Annotated in this window: 15 protein-coding genes; 12 read left to right on the forward strand and 3 right to left on the reverse strand. The window is 48.1% G+C overall.

The window, feature by feature from the left end:
* Window positions 1–41: 41 nt before the first annotated feature.
* Window positions 42–1,583, reverse strand: a complete 1,542-nt coding sequence (locus T472_RS08530; protein ID WP_023388631.1) for a Ppx/GppA family phosphatase — start codon at window positions 1,581–1,583, stop codon at window positions 42–44.
* A gap of 215 nt (window positions 1,584–1,798) precedes the next feature.
* Between T472_RS08530 and ppk1 the strand changes: the two genes are divergently transcribed.
* The 9 genes from ppk1 (at window position 1,799) to T472_RS08575 (ending at window position 14,070) form a co-directional block, all read left to right on the forward strand.
* Window positions 1,799–3,898: a polyphosphate kinase 1 gene (gene ppk1, locus T472_RS08535; RefSeq protein ID WP_023388632.1), complete on the forward strand. Its 2,100-nt coding sequence runs from the start codon at window positions 1,799–1,801 to the stop codon at window positions 3,896–3,898.
* 8 nt (window positions 3,899–3,906) lie between these two features.
* Window positions 3,907–5,388 (forward strand): midas domain-containing protein, encoded by a 1,482-nt coding sequence (locus T472_RS08540; protein ID WP_023388633.1) that lies wholly within the window; start codon window positions 3,907–3,909, stop codon window positions 5,386–5,388.
* A gap of 135 nt (window positions 5,389–5,523) precedes the next feature.
* The gene (locus T472_RS08545; protein ID WP_023388634.1) at window positions 5,524–6,612 is read left to right on the forward strand and encodes a metallophosphoesterase family protein; all 1,089 of its coding nucleotides are present in this window, start codon (window positions 5,524–5,526) and stop codon (window positions 6,610–6,612) included.
* Window positions 6,612–9,113 carry an ATP-binding protein gene (locus T472_RS08550; protein ID WP_023388635.1) on the forward strand — a complete coding sequence of 834 codons (2,502 nt, stop codon included), beginning with the start codon at window positions 6,612–6,614 and terminating at the stop codon, window positions 9,111–9,113. The genes T472_RS08545 and T472_RS08550 overlap by 1 nt, the downstream gene beginning before the upstream one ends.
* Window positions 9,114–9,211: 98 nt before the next feature.
* Entirely contained in the window at window positions 9,212–9,631 is a 420-nt protein-coding gene (locus tag T472_RS08555) for a CBS domain-containing protein (RefSeq protein WP_023388636.1), read from the forward strand.
* A gap of 103 nt (window positions 9,632–9,734) precedes the next feature.
* Window positions 9,735–10,907: a 30S ribosomal protein S1 gene (gene rpsA, locus T472_RS08560; protein ID WP_023388637.1), complete on the forward strand. Its 1,173-nt coding sequence runs from the start codon at window positions 9,735–9,737 to the stop codon at window positions 10,905–10,907.
* 2 nt (window positions 10,908–10,909) lie between these two features.
* Window positions 10,910–12,352, forward strand: a complete 1,443-nt coding sequence (locus T472_RS08565; RefSeq protein ID WP_023388638.1) for an aminoacyl-histidine dipeptidase — start codon at window positions 10,910–10,912, stop codon at window positions 12,350–12,352.
* Window positions 12,353–12,369: 17 nt separating this feature from the next.
* Complete coding sequence (locus T472_RS08570; protein ID WP_023388639.1) at window positions 12,370–13,164, forward strand: sulfurtransferase; 795 nt, start codon at window positions 12,370–12,372, stop codon at window positions 13,162–13,164.
* 6 nt (window positions 13,165–13,170) lie between these two features.
* Window positions 13,171–14,070 carry an FUSC family protein gene (locus T472_RS08575; RefSeq protein ID WP_023388640.1) on the forward strand — a complete coding sequence of 300 codons (900 nt, stop codon included), beginning with the start codon at window positions 13,171–13,173 and terminating at the stop codon, window positions 14,068–14,070.
* Window positions 14,071–14,108: 38 nt separating this feature from the next.
* Here T472_RS08575 and T472_RS08580 read toward each other — a convergent pair whose 3' ends face one another.
* Window positions 14,109–14,870, reverse strand: a complete 762-nt coding sequence (locus T472_RS08580; RefSeq protein ID WP_023388641.1) for an ABC transporter permease — start codon at window positions 14,868–14,870, stop codon at window positions 14,109–14,111.
* Window positions 14,863–15,504: an ABC transporter ATP-binding protein gene (locus T472_RS08585; RefSeq protein WP_023388642.1), complete on the reverse strand. Its 642-nt coding sequence runs from the start codon at window positions 15,502–15,504 to the stop codon at window positions 14,863–14,865. Before T472_RS08585 ends, T472_RS08580 begins: the two co-directional genes overlap by 8 nt.
* 315 nt (window positions 15,505–15,819) lie before the next feature.
* Here T472_RS08585 and rbr point away from each other — a divergent pair, with 315 nt between their 5' ends.
* The 3 genes from rbr (at window position 15,820) to radC (ending at window position 18,032) form a co-directional block, all read left to right on the forward strand.
* A complete protein-coding gene (gene rbr, locus T472_RS08590; protein WP_023388643.1) occupies window positions 15,820–16,407 on the forward strand; it encodes a rubrerythrin in 588 nt (195 codons plus the stop codon).
* A 333-nt stretch (window positions 16,408–16,740) separates the two neighbouring features.
* Complete coding sequence (locus tag T472_RS08595; protein ID WP_023388644.1) at window positions 16,741–17,322, forward strand: Maf family protein; 582 nt, start codon at window positions 16,741–16,743, stop codon at window positions 17,320–17,322.
* Window positions 17,323–17,351: 29 nt separating this feature from the next.
* Window positions 17,352–18,032 carry a RadC family protein gene (radC, locus tag T472_RS08600; protein WP_023388645.1) on the forward strand — a complete coding sequence of 227 codons (681 nt, stop codon included), beginning with the start codon at window positions 17,352–17,354 and terminating at the stop codon, window positions 18,030–18,032.
* Window positions 18,033–18,050 lie beyond the last annotated feature (18 nt).

Here is an 18,050-nt window from a genome sequence, read left to right on the forward strand (position 1 = left end):
TCTAGATTTGCAACAGCACCAATTAACCGCTTATCAGCACTTTAATCCAGCCATTCATGAACCCTGGCCTCTGGTTTCCCTTTCAGTCCTGTCCTCTCGAACCTTACAGTGAGGTCCAGACCCACCGCCTTCCTGAACTGATAGGACAGAGAAGCAATCTCCTCTTCCTTGAACCTTGGGTCTTCAGCTACACTTGCTGTTATTTCAAGTGCCTTTTCACCTGCGACGCATGAGGTTATTTTAGTGCTTGAAAGCCTGCCATGGTTGATTGCCTCCGCCGCCTTGATCAGCATGCCAAGCTTCTCTATGGTTGCGATATCCCTGTCAGTCAGCATCTTCCGGCTGAAGTAGTCCCTCAGGATGTCATTGTTGCTTGTGGTTGTAGCAGTTGCAGCAGCCATAAGTATCTGCTTCTGCGATATCCCGTTTATCGGTGCGTTCAATATGCTGTAGAAGGTATTCCTGTCCCGCTGGAAATAGTTGAGGCTGGTTCCTATGTCATACAGGTATGCGGCAGTCTTCAGCACCTTTCCGTTTCCTGTCAGGTACGGATATTTCCTGCAGAGGGCAGCATACATCGTCGAGGCGTGCCTGAACAGCTCCCTTCCTTCGTAGTCATGGTACATGTGTATGTTTATGATGTTGTCGAGGGAAAAGTCCAGTACGCTTTTGATCCTTTTCTTGCCTCCCAGGATATACTCGAAAAGCAGTCCATCCCTGACTCCTGCACCGGACACGAACAGCTTCCTTGAGCCTGTGACCTCCATCAGCTTTCCAACGGCAGCTACGGAGCCTATGAAAATGTCCTCCCTGTCCCTCCCGAGACCTGCGACCTTTTTCCCGCTGTTGCAGATGTAATCCCTGACAAGGGAATATATCTCATCGACATCCTGCTTTTCAAGGGAATAGTTATGGGCGATGAACATGGCATAGTCCTTCCTGTACCGGTCGATCTTTCCGAGTGTACGGACTGAACCCCCAATTCCGACGAGCGGAAGTCCTGCTGCATTCTTAAGCCAGGGCACTGCATTCAGGCTGGTCTCGAGGAACTTCAAAAGCTTTGCCTCATTCTTCAGGGAAGACTTGAGATTGTACTTCTCAGTCAGAGATATCGATCCGAACGGTATCGAGATTGAATCCTGAAGGATCCTGTTTTCGATGTGGACTATCTCCATGCTGCTTCCCCCTATGTCAAACATAAGGCAATCCTTCAGGTCAAGGGTGTTGACTGTAGCATAATAGTCATAGAAGGCTTCCTCTTCACCGGAAAGCACCTTGATCTCACGTCCAAGGGCTATCTTTGCCTTTGACAGGAACTCTTCCTTGTTCTTCGATTTTCTCACAGCTTCAGTCGCAACAGCTATTATCTCCCTGGTTTCCCTTGAATCAAGGTACCCCTTGAAGCTCTCAAGGGCAGATATGGCGTAATCCATCCTGTCTCTGCCAAGATAACCGTCTTTCATACCCTGACCCAGCCTCGCCGACCTCTTGATCTGGCCGATTATCTTGTAGCTTTTCTCCTGCACCTCATATATTACAAGCCTCATTGAGTTGGAGCCTATGTCAATTATACCCAGCCTCATCGGTTCACCTTCCCGTCATATAGATATTTCCCTTTAATTATACGCTATTCCATCATCTGATGTCTGAAAATAGTCAGGTAATGGAACTGAATATTGCGCAATCAGCCGTCATTTTGGAAATAATTGCATCAATTATGTTAAATTTTGCATTATTCTGAAACATACTGGCATAGTATGCTATATAATTAAAATATAGATATTAGGTGGTGGTTTTTTTGTCTGAAGTCGTATTGTCCAGCAGCAATTTCATAAACAGGGAGATAAGCTTTCTCGAATTCAACGAAAGGGTTCTTGACGAAGCCCGGAATACCGATAATCCGCTTTTCGAGAGGATCAAGTTTGCTGCGATCGTCGTGTCGAACCTGGATGAGTTCTACATGATACGATATGGCTCGCTTTCAGACCAGATACATGCAGGGCTGGAAAGGTCTGATCCGTCGGGAAGAAGCCCTGTTGAGCAGGCAAAGGCCATCAACGAAAGGACCAGGCTCCTTCTCGATGACCTTTACGAGTGCTACACAAGAGACCTTGTTCCTGCACTATCAGTTCTCAAGATAAGCTTCCTGAAGCAGAACGAGCTGACTGAAAAGCAGAAGGAGTACGTTAGTGACCTGTACTGGGAAAGCATTTTTCCGGTACTTACTCCAATGGTTATCGATTCCTCGAGGCCATTCCCGCTCATAATGAACAATTCACTGAACATCGCTATGCTTCTGAGGGAGAAGAAGCCTGAGGGAAGGGAGTTCGTGGGTACGATACAGGTTCCCTCGGTCCTTGACAGGTATCACTATATCCCTTCAGAAGAGTCAGGAAGGAAATGCTACATGCTGCTTGAGGACATTATAAAGATGAACCTCAAGGACCTGTTCAATTCCCATGAGATACTGGATTATTCATGCTACAGGATATCAAGGAATGCAGACCTGGAATATGACGAAGAGGATGCCGAAGACCTGCTGGAGGTCATAAAGGAGACCCTCAAGCAAAGGAAATGGGGAAGGGTAATAAAGATGGAGGTTGAACGAGGTGTATCCCTGAATCTCCTGGGATACCTCAGGGAGGAATTCGAGCTCGGTCTTGACAGCATTTTCAGCATCAACGGACCCCCGGACCTGACATACCTCTTCAAGGTCTCATCAATGCAGGGATTTGAGCACCTGAAGTTTGAAGAGACAAAGCCTCTGCCGGTGCCTGAGCTTACCTTCAGCGAAGACATGTTCCAGAGCATCACAAAGCAGGACGTGCTGGTCCACCATCCCTATGACTCCTTCGATTCGATAATCAGGTTTGTAAAGAGTGCCGCTGCAGACCCTAACGTCCTTGCCATAAAGCAGACACTATACAGGGTGAGCGGTCGTTCACCTATCGTGGAGGCGCTTGCGGAGGCAGCTGAGAACGGCAAGCAGGTGACAGTGCTGGTTGAGCTAAAGGCCAGATTCGATGAGCAGAACAACATCGTCTGGGCGAGAAGACTTGAGAAGGCGGGATGCCATGTCATATACGGGATAGTCGGAATGAAGACACACTGCAAGGCTCTGCTTATTGTGAGAAGGGAGAATAACAGGATAAAGAGGTATGTGCATGTCGGCACAGGTAACTATAACGATGTCACTGCGCGGCTGTATTCTGACGTAGGACTGTTCAGTGCGAACGAGGACCTTGCTACAGACATCTCTGACCTCTTCAACATGCTTTCAGGTCAATACCAGTCTCATATGATGAAGGTCGTATCGCTGGCTCCTGACAACATGCGCAGCTCACTCATAGCGAGGATCGAGAATGAACGGCGTAATGCCAGGCAGGGCAGGCGTGCCCTTATCGTTGCCAAGATGAATTCTCTTGTGGACAAGGATATAATCAGGAACCTCTACCTTGCTTCACAGGACGGTGTGGAGATCAGACTCATCATAAGGGGGATATGCTGCCTGAGACCAGGGATAGAAGGAACAAGTGAGAACATAAGGGTGTTCTCAATTGTCGGCAGGTTCCTTGAACATTCAAGGATATTCTATTTCTTCAATGGAGGAACAGAAGACATTCTGATCTCATCAGCGGACTGGATGGAAAGGAACCTGAACAAGAGGATCGAACTAATGGTTCCTGTCCAGGACAAGAAATGCAAGGAGAAGCTTAAGGTGATCATCGACTTCAACCTGAGGGACAATGTAAAGTCAAAGGAGCTGATGCCTGACGGAAAATACGTGAGGACAAAGACCGGCGGAGAAGCCTTCAATGCACAGGAAGAATTCATTGAGAAGACGAAAAAGCGTTTCGAGAAATACAAAAAAAGGGCTGCAAAAGCAGGAACACAGTGAGGTGTGAGATGAAGATCTACATTAATCCAAGATACAAGGATTTTGAAAAGCTTATAAGAAGGATTTCCAGGGAAGCACCTGATGTGACCGTCAAGACCATGGATTACAAAGGCGGAAAGAAAAAGCCCAGCTTCGTTTACAGGGACACCTGCTACAGGTTTGAAAAGAAGGGGGAGCTCATAAGCGCTCTTCAGGAGCTTGCTGCCTATGCTGCCAAGGGCGGGTTTGACATCAGGGATCTGGAAGATACTCCGGATGAAGAATCAGAATACGCAGAAGATGAGATGTCCTATGAAGATTCGATACCGGTATCAGCTGAAATCACAGAGGATGAACTGATGGAAGAAGCCCTTGCTGATGTACCTGACACTTCTGATGAGATATCCGAAGACGATTCAGACAGGGGAGACCTCCTTGATGGCTTCGGATACAAAGGTGAAGAACAGCTCTCCTACGACGAATCAGTTCCTGAATCAGAGTCAAGGTCAGACACGGAGATCATAGAGGAAGCCCTTCTTGAGGCAGATACTGACGAGCAGGAGGTAAGCGCTCCTGACGCTGGTGAAAAAGGCGACCTTCTCGATGCATTCGACTACAGGGGTGCGGAAGAGGGTGGTTACGACGAGTCAGTTGAGACTGTTACCGAAAAGGATCCAGGTCCCGTTGAGGAAGATGCTCTGGAAAGGGCAGGAGATGTTATTGAGGCAGAAGTGGCAGAGACAGGCGCAGATATGGGTAATCTTCTCGACTCCTATGGATATGGCGGTGGAGATGACTACATCAGTCCAGAACCGGCTGCATCAGCAGATAATACGGTTTTAGCTCCAAAAGCCCCTGTTAACAGTGAGGATCATGAAAAAGAGATTGAATACAGCCCGATTCCAACAGCGCCGGTTTTGAGCGCTGATGAGGTAATTGAAGAAGCCCTTTCTGATCAACCTCAGACAGAGGATACAGTAGTGTTGATTCCTGAAGAGAGGAATGGAAACCTTCTTGATGACTTCACCTATATGGAAGGCGCAGCACAGTCCTATGAGGATTCGATACCAACCTCTCCGGGAAAGCCTGAAACGGAGTTCCTGGAGGATGCGCTGAAGCAGCTTGATGCTGAGCCTGAAAGTATAGAACTGGTCGAAGGTGATAAGGGCAGCCTCCTTGACACGTATGGCTACATGGGGCCGGAAGCCGAAGAGTATGCAGACCTTGATGCAATTGAATCTTATGGTGACAAGCTACCCCGCCACGAACACCATTCCGATGCTGAAGAAGACAAGCCCAATTCATTCAGCTATGTGGAGGACACAGGCGAAGAGGATATACTGGTTGAGCTTGGCTACAAGGAAAGACCTTCCTCAGCCATCACAGAAGATGACAACACCATTACACTTGAAATCCCTGTAGAGAAATATAATCTGGATGACCTTAAGATAAGGATCAAATTCGGACATTTCGGCGAACCGGGATCATCCTATGAAACAAAGAAGGACTGAATACACTGACAGTACTCAAAAAGGTGCACTCCTGCACCTTTTTTTAAGTCCCTGACCAGTCGTGCTTCACCATGCATGCCGGGGTGTGATATAATTGAATAGAACTGGAGTTCTATATTTTGGAGGTCGATAGTTTTGAATAGTGTTAAGATCGTGCAGTCCGGCGACTTCCATCTGGACAGCCCCCTGTCATCACACAAGGGAAGTTTCAGGGAGCAGAGGCGGGAAGAGCTCCTTCAGTCTGTTGGAGGCCTTGTCGCCCACGCAGTCAGGGTAAAGGCGGACCTGCTCCTTCTTGCAGGGGATATATTCGATTCAGCGAGGGTGAGGAAATCTACGGTGGATTACCTTTCAAGGGTATTCTCCCAGTTTCCGGGCCACATATTCATATCTCCCGGAAACCACGACCCCTATGAGGCGCAAAGCCCCTATGCCAAGGCTTTACTGCCTGGAAACGTCAAGGTGTTCTCTGATTATGAGGAGGTGTTCCTTCCTGAGCTTGGTGCTGCGGTATGCGGGGCAGGCTTCAGGAGTCCAACTGTTAAAAGCAGCCTCCTTGCAGGAGTCCGCGCTCCACAATTCGATGGGGTAAAGATACTTGTCATGCATGGTGAAGTGTCAGGCAGTGAAAATCCATATAATCCCATTAAACCGGTTGAGATAGCGGAATCCGGATTTGATTATGCCGCTCTGGGGCACAGGCATGAATTTTCCGGCATACTGCGGGAGGGGAGAACCTTCTATGGTTATGCCGGAATACCTGAAGGCAGGGGTTTTGACGAATCAGGTGCAAGAGGGTGCATTACAGGCACAGTATCCATATCCGGTGCAGACCTCATGTTCAGGGAGCTTCCGGGCAGAAGATACCTGGTGGAAGAGGTAGATATAACAGGGGCATCATCAAGCACGGAGGTATGCGACATAATAACAGGCAGTGGAGCCTATGACCCACACAGCATAGTCAGGTTCGTGCTGAAGGGGGACGTACCCGGTCATTCCACAATAGACGCGGCCATAATAAGGTCCTTTCTGGCAAGGAAGCTTTTTGACTGCGAGGTCATCGATAGGTCAATGCCGGCTTTGGATCAAGCAGAAGGAAAAGGGCTTCTTGGAATCTTTTCAGCCAGGATGGAAAAGCTCATTTCCGATGGCCGTGATGACAGGGAAATCCTTGAAGAGGCAATGAGGCTTGGCACAAGGGCTCTATGCAAGAGGGATATCTGATGAGGGTTAAGAGATTAAGGATCACGAGGTTCGGCAGGCTGAAGGACATTGATGTGGAGCTTGAGGACGGAATAAACATAATATACGGTGGAAATGAAGCGGGAAAAAGCACCATGATCAATTTTCTGGCTGTATCTCTCTACGGGTCACTTGCATCAGTAAAGTCAGGCAGGGAGACCATAAGGAAGAGGTCGCTGCCTTTCGATGGCGGCCATGCTGCAGGCGTACTTGAGATTGAACATGACAATGAGGTCTGTCTGATAGAAAAGAGACTTGGCAGCACAAGGAAGGAGGACTCGACACGGTCCTACAGGAAGGAAGACTTCGGTCAGCTTCCATGGGGGCAGGAACCCGGCAGGGATATTCTCGGGATCGGAGGCGGTGCATTCCTGAAGACGCTCTTCATCCCACAGTCGGGATCTGTCTTCAGCGAAGAGAGGGACGAAGACCTTGTCCAGAGGCTTGCAAACCTCATCGATACCGGGGATGAGGATGTATCCTACAGCAAGGCAGTGGAGGTTATTGAGGAGGAACTTAAGGAAATAAGGAACCAGAGGAAAACCGGCAGCCTGGATTCAATTTACCAGAAAAGGATCAGACTGGCGGAACAGCTTGCTTCATCTAAGAGATGCAAGAATGAGGCCCAGGACCTTGAAGACAGGCTTAAGGCTCTCATTGGTGAGAGGGAGACACTAAGGAAGGAAAACCAGGAGCTTCATATTGCAAAGGAAAGGCTAAGGCTCGGGAGCATACGGGAAGAATACTTCAGACTGAAGGGCATGAAGTCTGAGCTTGAATCACTTAAGAATTCAAGCATAGAGCTAGGGTCAGTACCTGATGATGATTCCATCAGGGAGCTTGAGGCTTCTGAAACCGAAATATCAAGGCTCAGGGACGAGCATGAAGCAACAATGGCATCCTCCTTTGAGGCTGAAAGGGAACTTGCAGCCATCTCCATGGAGATGGAAGGATACTCCTGGTTCAGAAGCGCAACTGATGAATCCCTGAGAGAAATGGTGACACTGGACAGGGAAATCGCCACCCTTTCGGAAAGGCTAAGAAGCCTTTCACCGGATTCGAGGGAGATGAAGGCGATTTCGGGCAGAAGAGGCGACCTCAAGCGTCTGCTTTCAGACTATGAGAGGGAGCTTACGATACTTAAGCCTGCAAATGGAGGCTTAATACTGATACTGCCCTCAATCCTCATTTCTTTTGCCCTGTTCTTCCTGTTTGATAGAAAATACCCCTATGCTGCAGTAATTGGTGCCCTATGCATATTGTCATACTTTGCTGGCAGAAGGGTTTTATCCTCCTGGAAACACAGGGCCCTGAAAAGAAGCGACATCCTTGAGGATGAGATAATCACCCTGTCCAGGGAGCTGGGGCTTGACCCGGTGGAAGTGCTGAGGGCGAAGAAGGCCATCGACATGATGCCGGATGAGGAGGAAGCCAGGGAGCTTGCGGGAAGGCTCTCATCCCTTTCCGAACGCAGGGATTCGGTACTTGCAGCATCCATGAGCAGGGACATGGATGACTTCCTCATGAGATACGATCAGGCCAAGTCCCTGTCAGCAGCTGAAAAAGAGGTATCTGCAAGAAGGGATTCCCTGGTGAAGGAAGCCGGAATTTCACTTCTGTCTCTCGAATCAAGCGACCAGGCACTCACAGGCGGCCTTTCCCGTTTCGGGTTTTCAGGGTCACCGGAGGATACCGGTGTTTATCTTGAATATCTGAAGTCCCTGTCCGTGAAAAGGAAGAACCTGGAAAAACGTCAGGATGCCCTGGACCTTTCAATAAGGAGCCTCATCGGTGACAGAGATGAGGATGAGGTAATGAAGGAGCTTGAGCTGATCGACAATTTAGGACTTGAGCCCGGAATGACATCTGAGGAGCTTGACAGGAGGCTCAAGGATAACGCTGCCCGGGAGGTACTGCTCACCGAGTCTATCGGTGAAGCGTCAAGGAACCTTTCTGATGCGGCATCTGGTGCAATGAACCTGATTTCGGCTGAAGATGAGCTTTTGTCCCTTGAAACCGAGGCTGCAGCCCTTGAAAAAAGGGAAAAGTCCCTTAAGCTCGCCCTTGAGGTAATCAGGGAAAGCTACAGGGAATTCAGGAAGGGCTACAGTCCTGAGCTTGACAGGAGAGTCAGCCGTATCTTCAGCGAGATGACCGGTAAGGAAAGGTCTGTCGGTGTGAATGAATTCTTTTCAATGGAATACCTTGAGGATGGTTTCAGAAGGGAAGGCACATTCCTGTCAAAGGGAGCATACGAACAGATTTATCTTGCTCTCAGGCTTGCGACCTGCGACATGATGTTCGGGGACACGATGGTCCCTCTGATAATGGACGAACCTTTCGTACATTATCACAAGGAAAGGCTTGAGAGGACACTTGACTATCTTTCTTCAATGTCTGTAAACCGACAGCATATCATATTCACATGCCATGAGCGTGAAATCGACTACCTGAAGGATAAGGCGAACGTAATAAGAATCTGAATAAACTTTGAACTTTGACATCGTTTTCCGAATACCTGCCCGAGGTATGGTAAAATGTATCTGACGAAAGAATAATAAATTAAGAAAGAAGGCAACTAATGAACATAGCGTTTTTTCTGACACCAAAATCCGAAATCATATACGAGAACACGGAGTCCACGATGAGGCAGGTCCTGGAAAGGATGGAGCATCACAGCTATACCGCGATCCCGATACTTGACAGGGATGGAAAATACATCGGCACGCTTACCGAGGGAGACCTTCTGTGGAAGATCAAGAACACCCCGGGGCTGTCCTTCAGGAACACCAACAAGGTTCTTGTAAGGGACATCGAAAGAAGGAAGGTACATGAGGTCGTGACTATCAATGCTGACATTGACAGCATCATCGGACTGGCCCGCAACCAGAACTTCGTACCTGTCGTAGATGATGAAGGTGTCTTCATAGGGATCATCAAGAGAAGCGACATAATCGACTACTGCTACACCTTCATCAATGAAAAGAAGAAAATCGGATAATATCGGCTGAAGCTGAGTTTCTCAGCTTCTTCTATATTTTGCGGATTAAATGTATAATTAGCTTAGTTTAAATTAAGGAGACAGCAGGTGCTGTGATTTGAAGATGGAAGATAACAGGAACAACCCGCAGGAAGAGAATGAAATGTCAATGAATGATGCGCTGGACAGCTATTCCGTGAAAAGGCTGAATGAAGGCGACATACTGAAGGGCAAGGTGATCAAGGTAACAAAGGACGAGATATTCGTCAACATCAACCATTTCAGCGATGGAGTGGTATCACGGGATGAACTTACTGATGACCATGACGCAGACCTCACCTCATTGTTTTCAAATGGCGACGACATTGATGTTATCGTCCTCAAGGCTGATGATGGAGAAGGGAATGTGAAGCTGTCGAAGATCAAGGCTGATGCCATGCTTTCAAGGGACAGCCTAAAGGAAGCGTTCGATAACGGAACGCCTCTCAAGGTCAGGGTCAAGGAAGTTGTCAAGGGCGGCCTCAGGATGTCATATATGGGAATAGAGGGCTTCATGCCTGCATCCATGGCATCTGACAGATTCGTGGAGGACCTCAGGGCATTTGAAGGGAAGGTCCTTGATGTCAAGGTCGCTGAGTATGAAGAGGACGGCAGAAGGCTTATATTCTCAAGGAAAGCCTTCCTTGCTGATAACAGCAGGAAGCTCAAGGAGAAGCTCCTCCTTACTCTCAAGGAAGGGGATACTGTGGAAGGCACAGTTGAGAGCGTAGTTCCCTATGGTGCTTTCATCGACCTGGGTGGAGTTACAGGCCTTTGTCACGTAAGCGACCTTTCGTACAAGAGGGTCAGCGACCCTTCAGAGGTTGTTGCAGTCGGTGACAAGGTCACTGTGCATATCCTGAAGATCGACAGGAAGAAGGACAGGATTTCACTTTCCTTGAAGAACAAGGCTGAAGACCCATGGAGGACGAGCCTTGCTGTCAAGAGAGGAGATATTGTCCCCGGCAAGGTATCCAAACTTATAGACTCAGGTGCATTCGTTTCTATCGGCGGCGGACTTGAAGGCTTCGTGCATGTCAGCGAAATCAGCGTCTCACATGTTGCAAGTCCGAAGGAAGCGCTTAAGGAAGGTCAGGAAGTCATGGTCATGGTCCTTGATGTCAATGCCGACAAGCAGAGGATAAGTCTTTCGATAAAGGATGCCGAAGGAAAAGGTGAAGCCGGATATTTCGAGGATGACAGCCTTACTCTCGGGGACATGTTCAAGGGGCTGCTGGATAAGTTCAGGGAGGAATAGGAATGGGTGTGCTTACAGGACTTAAGCCTGAAAAGGTGATGAGGTTTTTTGAAGAGATCTCCATGATACCAAGAGGCTCAGGCAACGAAAAGGGCATAAGCGACTATCTGAAGGACTTCGCGATTGAAAGGGGACTTCAGGTTGTTCAGGATGATGTCCTTAACATAATCATAAGGAAGTCTGGAACCAAAGGCTACGAGAATTCTCCTGCAGTGATACTCCAGGGACATATGGACATGGTCAATGAAAAGAACAAGGATACCGTCCATGATTTCATGACGGATCCGTTAAGGCTGAGGCTATTAGATGACTACATATATGCTTCAGGCACAACGCTCGGAGCGGACAACGGGATAGCCGTCGCTTATTCACTCGCTATCCTTGACAGCGATGACATACCTCATCCTCCCATTGAGGTGCTTGTGACAGTAGAGGAGGAGACAGGGCTGTTAGGTGCAGCAAAAGTCGACGGATCGCATTTTAAGGGGAAGACACTCATAAACCTTGATTCTGAAGAGGAAGGCGTATTCCTGGTCAGCTGCGCTGGAGGAGCAAGGCAGATAATAAGCCTGCCTGTTGTCCGGGAAGCTGCTGTTGGAAGTGCCTTCAGGATTCAGGTCAAGGGACTCAAGGGCGGCCATTCGGGAATGGAGATACACAAGGAAAGAGGTAATTCCAACAAGATACTTGGAAGGATACTCCATCATCTGTCAAAGAAGTACGACATAAGGATAGCTGAGATTTCCGGCGGTTCCAAGATGAACGCCATACCCAGGGAGTCCGAAGCCCTTGTAGTCGTCAGAGGAGATGCCGAGGGTTTCAATGATGAGGTCCTTGCAGTAGCAGGAGTGTCCGCATCAGAGATAAGGACCCAGGACCCGGGATTGACAGTTGCTGCAGAAGCTGTGCCACTCCCTGCGGAAACCTTTGACAAGGAGACAACAAGGAAAGCTGAAGAGCTGCTGCTTGTTCTGCCTGATGGAGTTCTGAACTTTTCACAGGACATACCAGGCCTTGTGGAGACATCCCTCAATCTAGGAGTCCTGCAGACAATGGAAGACAGCGTAAAGTATGAGTTTGCTGTACGAAGCAGCGTGGAGACAAGGAAAAAACTTACCCTTGAAAAGGTCAGGACACTCTCTGCAAGCTATGGTGCAGACTCTGAGATCAGCTCATCATATCCGGGCTGGAACTATGACAAGGATTCAAAGATAAGGCAGAGGTTCCTTGACACCTACAGGAGACTCTACGGCAGAGATGCGGAAGTGACTGCTATACATGCTGGAGTAGAGTGCGGGCTGCTGTCTGAAAAGATCGATGGTCTTGACATGATCTCACTGGGACCTGACATGTATGATGTGCATACTCCTGAGGAGCACATAAGCATCTCCTCAATCGCAAGGACTTACGACCTTCTCCTTGAGGTTCTCAGGGAGCTGAAATAGGCACGTGGAGGTAAAGAATGAACAATTTCAAGGATATCGGATTTTTACGCAGCGAAACCGGCCTCACTGTAATTGATGCAAGAAAGAGAGATGCATACCTTGAGGACCATTACAGGGGTTCATACAACCTCGATCTTGACCTTGACCTTGCAGGTCCTGTGCTTGAGCATGGGGGAAGGCATCCTCTGCCGGATACGGCTGTATTCCAGGAAAAGCTCAGGTCAATCGGACTGCGGGACGGGTCCAGCGTAATGATCTATGACAACGGAGGTAATGACAGTGCCGGCAGACTCTGGTGGATGCTTAAGTACTACGGGATGAAGGACATTTTCGTTCTTTTGAAGGGTTACTCTGAATTCAGCGATGAGGAAAAGGATTCAAAGGTCCCAGGACCGGCAGAAGGGACGATAACACTCGTCCCTGATGAGACAATGACAGCCCCATATGAGGAGATCCTGGAATACTCGAAGCAGGACAAATTGGGTGGCAAGGCAGTTGTAGACTCCAGAAGCGAGGAAAGGTGGAGAGGGCTTGTCGAGCCAATCGACAGGAAGAAAGGACGGATACCCAATACCATCAACATATTCTACAGGAAATGCTTCAACACGGATAATTCGCTTAAGGATATGGATTTCATAAGTGCTTCATTCAAAAAGGCACTGGCCTTTGATGATGTCATATTCCACTGCGGATCGGGTGTCACAGCCTGCACTAACATAATGCTGTTTGATGAACTTGGCAGGAAAAGCCGTCTTTACGTCGGAAGCTTCAGCGATTACATCAGCTACGACAACGAACCCTTAAAGGAGTAGATGCGTTTGCACATAAAATACTTCGGGATGAGGACTGTGAAGACCGGTCTTGCTGTCCTTGCCTCGTCCTTCCTGGCAACCGTCATCCCGGGCACAGATGCATTCAACATAACATTCGCCAGTGTAATCTGCATCGAGACATCAATGGTATCAAGCCTCAAGGCTGGCTTCAACAGGGTAATCGGTACCTTCATGGGTGCCATGTCAGCCCTTGCGATGCTTTATCTGCCGCTGTCCAATCCAGTGAGGATGTCAGTTGGAGTCATGCTGGTCATTTATGCGTGCAACAGGCTCGGTATAAAAAGGTCAATCGGAATAAGCGCTTCCGTAGTCATCCTGATCATTGCGGGCAGAAGGGATGTGACGCCTCTGGAATATACCATGCGGAGGATACTTGACACTCTTATGGGTATAGGAGTCGCAACCTTCATAAACCTTGCAATAGCGCCGCCGGACCTTATGCGCTCGACAAGGGAGACATTCCGGAAGTTCAGGGATACAGCCTCGGCTACAATATCCGAGATGCTCTTCCTTGATCTGGATGAAGGTCTTTCAGACCTGACAAACGACCTTGATGCCTTCAAGGCTTCGGTCAAGGCCTTGTCAGAGGAGATTCCGTACCTGAGGCGATATGATGTCAGTGAGTCCAGGCATCTCCAGAGCATGGAAAGACAGGCGGAGAGGGCATACATCCATCTGGAATCGCTTGCCATGATAGGAAGGTCACACCCTGTGACAAGGGAGAACAACATAATGCTGAGGAAACTGATCGGTATCGACTTTCCTGACCGGGAGCTTCCAGATGAAAAGACCGTTTCAGGAGAAACAGCAATCTTCAATTACAATCTGAAGAAGCTTCTTACTGCCTTTTCAATTTTAATGAAGGATTATGATAAGACGAGCTAAGGGCATAGAAAAAAGCAGCTTCAATCAGCTGCTTTTTTCTATGCCCTCAATTGGCTCCTTGAGTTGAAATACCCCCTGTAAGCCAGATAACAGGCTATGAACGCTGCGATCGCAGTCGTTGAAAGGAGCATGAAGGTAACCATTATCTGATACCTTATCGCAGTGAGAGGGCTGGCTCCGGCAAGTATGAGCCCTGACATCATTCCGGGCAGGGAGACGATCCCAAGTGTCTTTGCAGAATCCACTGTCGGCATCATCGCTGTCCTGATTGATTCCTTTACGATCTCCCGTGATGCCAGGAAGGGAGACGCTCCAAGTGAAAGCTTTGTCTCGACTTCACTCCTCCTGTCCTTGAAGGCAGTCCCCATGAACCGGTAGGAGAGCCCGATTGCAATCATCGAATTGCTTATGATCATCCCTCCTACAGGGATCATCTGCGACGGCACGAACCTCAGTGTTCCGGTGAGGACCAGTATTCCCAGGGTAACTGCTGTTCCGGTACCTATGGATGCGAATGAAATCAGGAACGCATTCTCGATGCCTTTTCCGCGCTTCTTTGAATTATATGCCGCATTGATTATCATGGTCGCCAGAAGGAAAAACGTGAACACGAAACTCTCCAGTCCGAATACATACTGCAGGACATATCCCACAGCAACCAGCTGCACTATAGCCCTCAGTATGCTTATTATGATGTCCTTCTCAAGCCTAAGATGTTCCCTCAGTGATATCGTAAGGGATATGGCAACAAGGACTGAAGAGAACGCGAGTGAATACAGGCTTATTTCTGCTTCAGGCAATGCTTTCCACCACCTTTCCGTCTCGGATCCTAAGCACCCTGTCTGATAACTCAAGCTGGTCAGGGTCATGGGTCACCCATATTATTGTCATTCCTCTGGCTGAAAGGCATTTTACCGTATTTTCTATCATCCGTGCATTCTCCCTGTCTAGAGATGCTGTTACCTCATCAAGGAGGAGTATGTCTGGAGCTATGAGAAGGCTCCTTAGCAGTGCGACCCGCTGCTTTTCACCTCCTGAAATTACCCGTGACTCCTTTTGAAGAATTTCCTCAGTCAGACCTACCTCAGGAAGCAGCTCCCTGATCCTTTCCATATCTGGAGCAGCGGACCTGATCCTGTATGGAAACTCCAGGTCTTCGATTACTGTATCCATGAACAGCGTCGGCGTCTGGAAGACATAAGATACCTTCTGCCTGTATTCCTCAGGCCTATATTCCAGGATGCTCCGTCCATTCAGCCTTATGCTGCCTGATGCAGGGGACAACTGGTCACCTATTATCCTGAGCAGAGTACTCTTGCCGCTTCCTGATGGTCCTGAGACCATCAGCAGCTCGCCTTTCCTGACATTGAAGCTGATACCCTGAAGTATCGTCCTGTTTCCGGCCATATAGCTTATATCATTCAATTCAAGCAAATAAATCCCCCCATATCCGGTTAATTATAAGACATCTGCAGCTAACTTTTCAACTTTTGTATGAAATTCGACCAGTCATTTGAAAATTAACAGAAATTATACTTGCTGATGAATATTATTCAGTCTGCAGGAGGTATAATAAAGGTTAAGGTGATAATGGTTATATTTCAGTGCAGTTGTTTTGGATGTCAGGGGATTTTCGTTAAGGTTGCAGCAAATACCGCTATGCTTGACTTATCTCTCCCTATCATCTTGACAATTTACCTAATAATAACTATTATTATATTATAATCGTTATAAACAGGAGGAATGCACATGAATTCATGTAAGGGATCAAAGACAGCTGAAAATCTTCTCAAGGCTTTTGCCGGGGAATCACAGGCCAGAAGCAGGTACGTATACTACGCGAGTGTAGCCAAGAAGGAAGGTTATCTTAGGATTGCCGACATTTTCAACGAGACAGCTGAAAATGAGAAGGAGCATGCAAAGAGATTCTACAAGTTCCTTGTTAAGGACCTCAATGACACCATGCTTGAAATCACAGCAGCATACCCTGTAGGGCTATTCGAGGACACCCTATCTAACCTTAAGGCTGCAGCTGCAGGCGAACATGAGGAATGGACGGATCTCTATCCATCATTTGCCAAGACTGCAAGGGAAGAGGGATTCAATGACGTAGCGCTTGCCTTCGACAATATCTCCAAGGTTGAGAAGGAGCATGAGGAAAGATACAGCACACTTGCAGCTCTTGTAGGGAGCGGAGAATACTTCAAGAGGTCAGAGCCTGTGCTTTGGAAGTGCAACAACTGCGGATACATCTTCGAGGGTCTTGAAGCACCTGCGAAGTGCCCTGCATGCCTCCACGACAGGTCATACTTCGAAGTAGCCAGCAAAGCCTGGTAGAACACAATATCGAACCCATCTAATGAAAAGCCGGTGCAGTGACACCGGCTTTTCGAATACCATGAACCTGTCTTTACAGCGGCTCGGGCTATCGCTCATTTAGATAACTAATACCTCTGATAGGTTTCCACATCTTTCCACATGGAATCACACCGGTGCATTTGGAAGGGCTGAATTTACTTTTGCAAATTCAAAATCAACGGGTCTTAAAAAACATTGAAAATAAATCATGGTTCTTGTAGATTGTCATTGTGAATGTTACACTATATGAGACGAAAAAGGAGCGGCCTCAGGCTGTTTCATTTTGAGTCCCATGCTTTTGGAGGTGGAACATTGAGATTTGTCCTTGCATCGGCATCTGAAAGAAGACAGGAACTGCTGCGGCGTATCCTGCCTGAATATGAGATCACAGTCTCCAGCTTCGATGAGAGTCTTGTTCCCTATAAGGGGGACGAATCAGCCTATGTAATTGAGCTGTCGAGGTCAAAATCCCATAGTGTCAGGGATCTTTACATGAATTCAGAGGATGTGCTAATTATCGGGTCAGACACTATAGTGTCGCTTGATGGTACCATCTATGGCAAGCCTATTGACAGGGAAGCTGCTTCTCTGATGATCAGGTCAATGTCAGGCAAATGGCACAGTGTATACTCCGGGATCTCGGTCACTTCAGCAGACGGTAGTACTGACAGCAGCTTTTCGGTAAGGACTGATGTCAAATTCATGAAAATGACCGATGCTGAGATGGAGGAATACCTTGACACCCTTGATTGGGTAGGAAAGGCAGGAGGGTACGGCATACAGGGTGAAAGCTCGAAATATATAGAAGAGATCAGAGGTGACTATTACAATGTGATGGGTCTGCCGCTGAATGCCCTGTACAAGAATCTCAAGGAACTTGATATTCTAGGTTGATGGAACGGGTCATAATCCAGGAGGTTTTTATGGAAAACAGGATCATGGATATGCCCGAAATGGAAAGACCCCAGGAAAGACTGCTCAGGTACGGGGCAGAAAGCCTTTCCAACAGCGAACTTCTCGCTGTAATCCTCCGTACCGGAACCAAGGATGAAAATGTCATTGCGATGTCTCACCGGCTGATCTCCATATTCAGTGGGATCAACGGACTGCTTGAGGCCTCCAAGGAGGAGCTCATGGAGGTAAAGGGAATCAAGGAAGCAAAAGCATGCCAGATACTCTCTGTGGCTGAGCTTTCAAAGAGATTCCTGACCTACAGGTCAGGTGATTCATTGAGGATAACTTCTCCTGATACGGCAGCCAATCTCCTGATGGTCGAGATGAGGAGCTACCGGAAGGAAGTGCTTAAGGTGGTCCTCCTGAACACAAAGAACATGGTGATCGGAGTGACATCCGCATCTGTGGGAAGCCTTAACTCATCGATCGTGCATCCTCGGGAGATATTCAAGGAAGCAATCAGGAAGAGCGCATCATCTATAATCCTTGCACACAACCACCCCTCCGGGGACCCTGCTCCGAGCAGCGAGGATATCGCTGCTACCGAAAGGATCAGGGAAGCAGGCAAGATTATTGGAATCGAGCTTCTAGACCATATCATAATAGGTGATGGAACCTACATAAGCTTGAAAGAAAAAAATTTACTTTGACAGACTGAAAGGAGAAAA

Origin of the sequence: Youngiibacter fragilis 232.1, assembly GCF_000495435.3 — a bacterium.
Classification (GTDB): Bacteria; Bacillota; Clostridia; order Clostridiales; family Clostridiaceae; genus Youngiibacter; species Youngiibacter fragilis.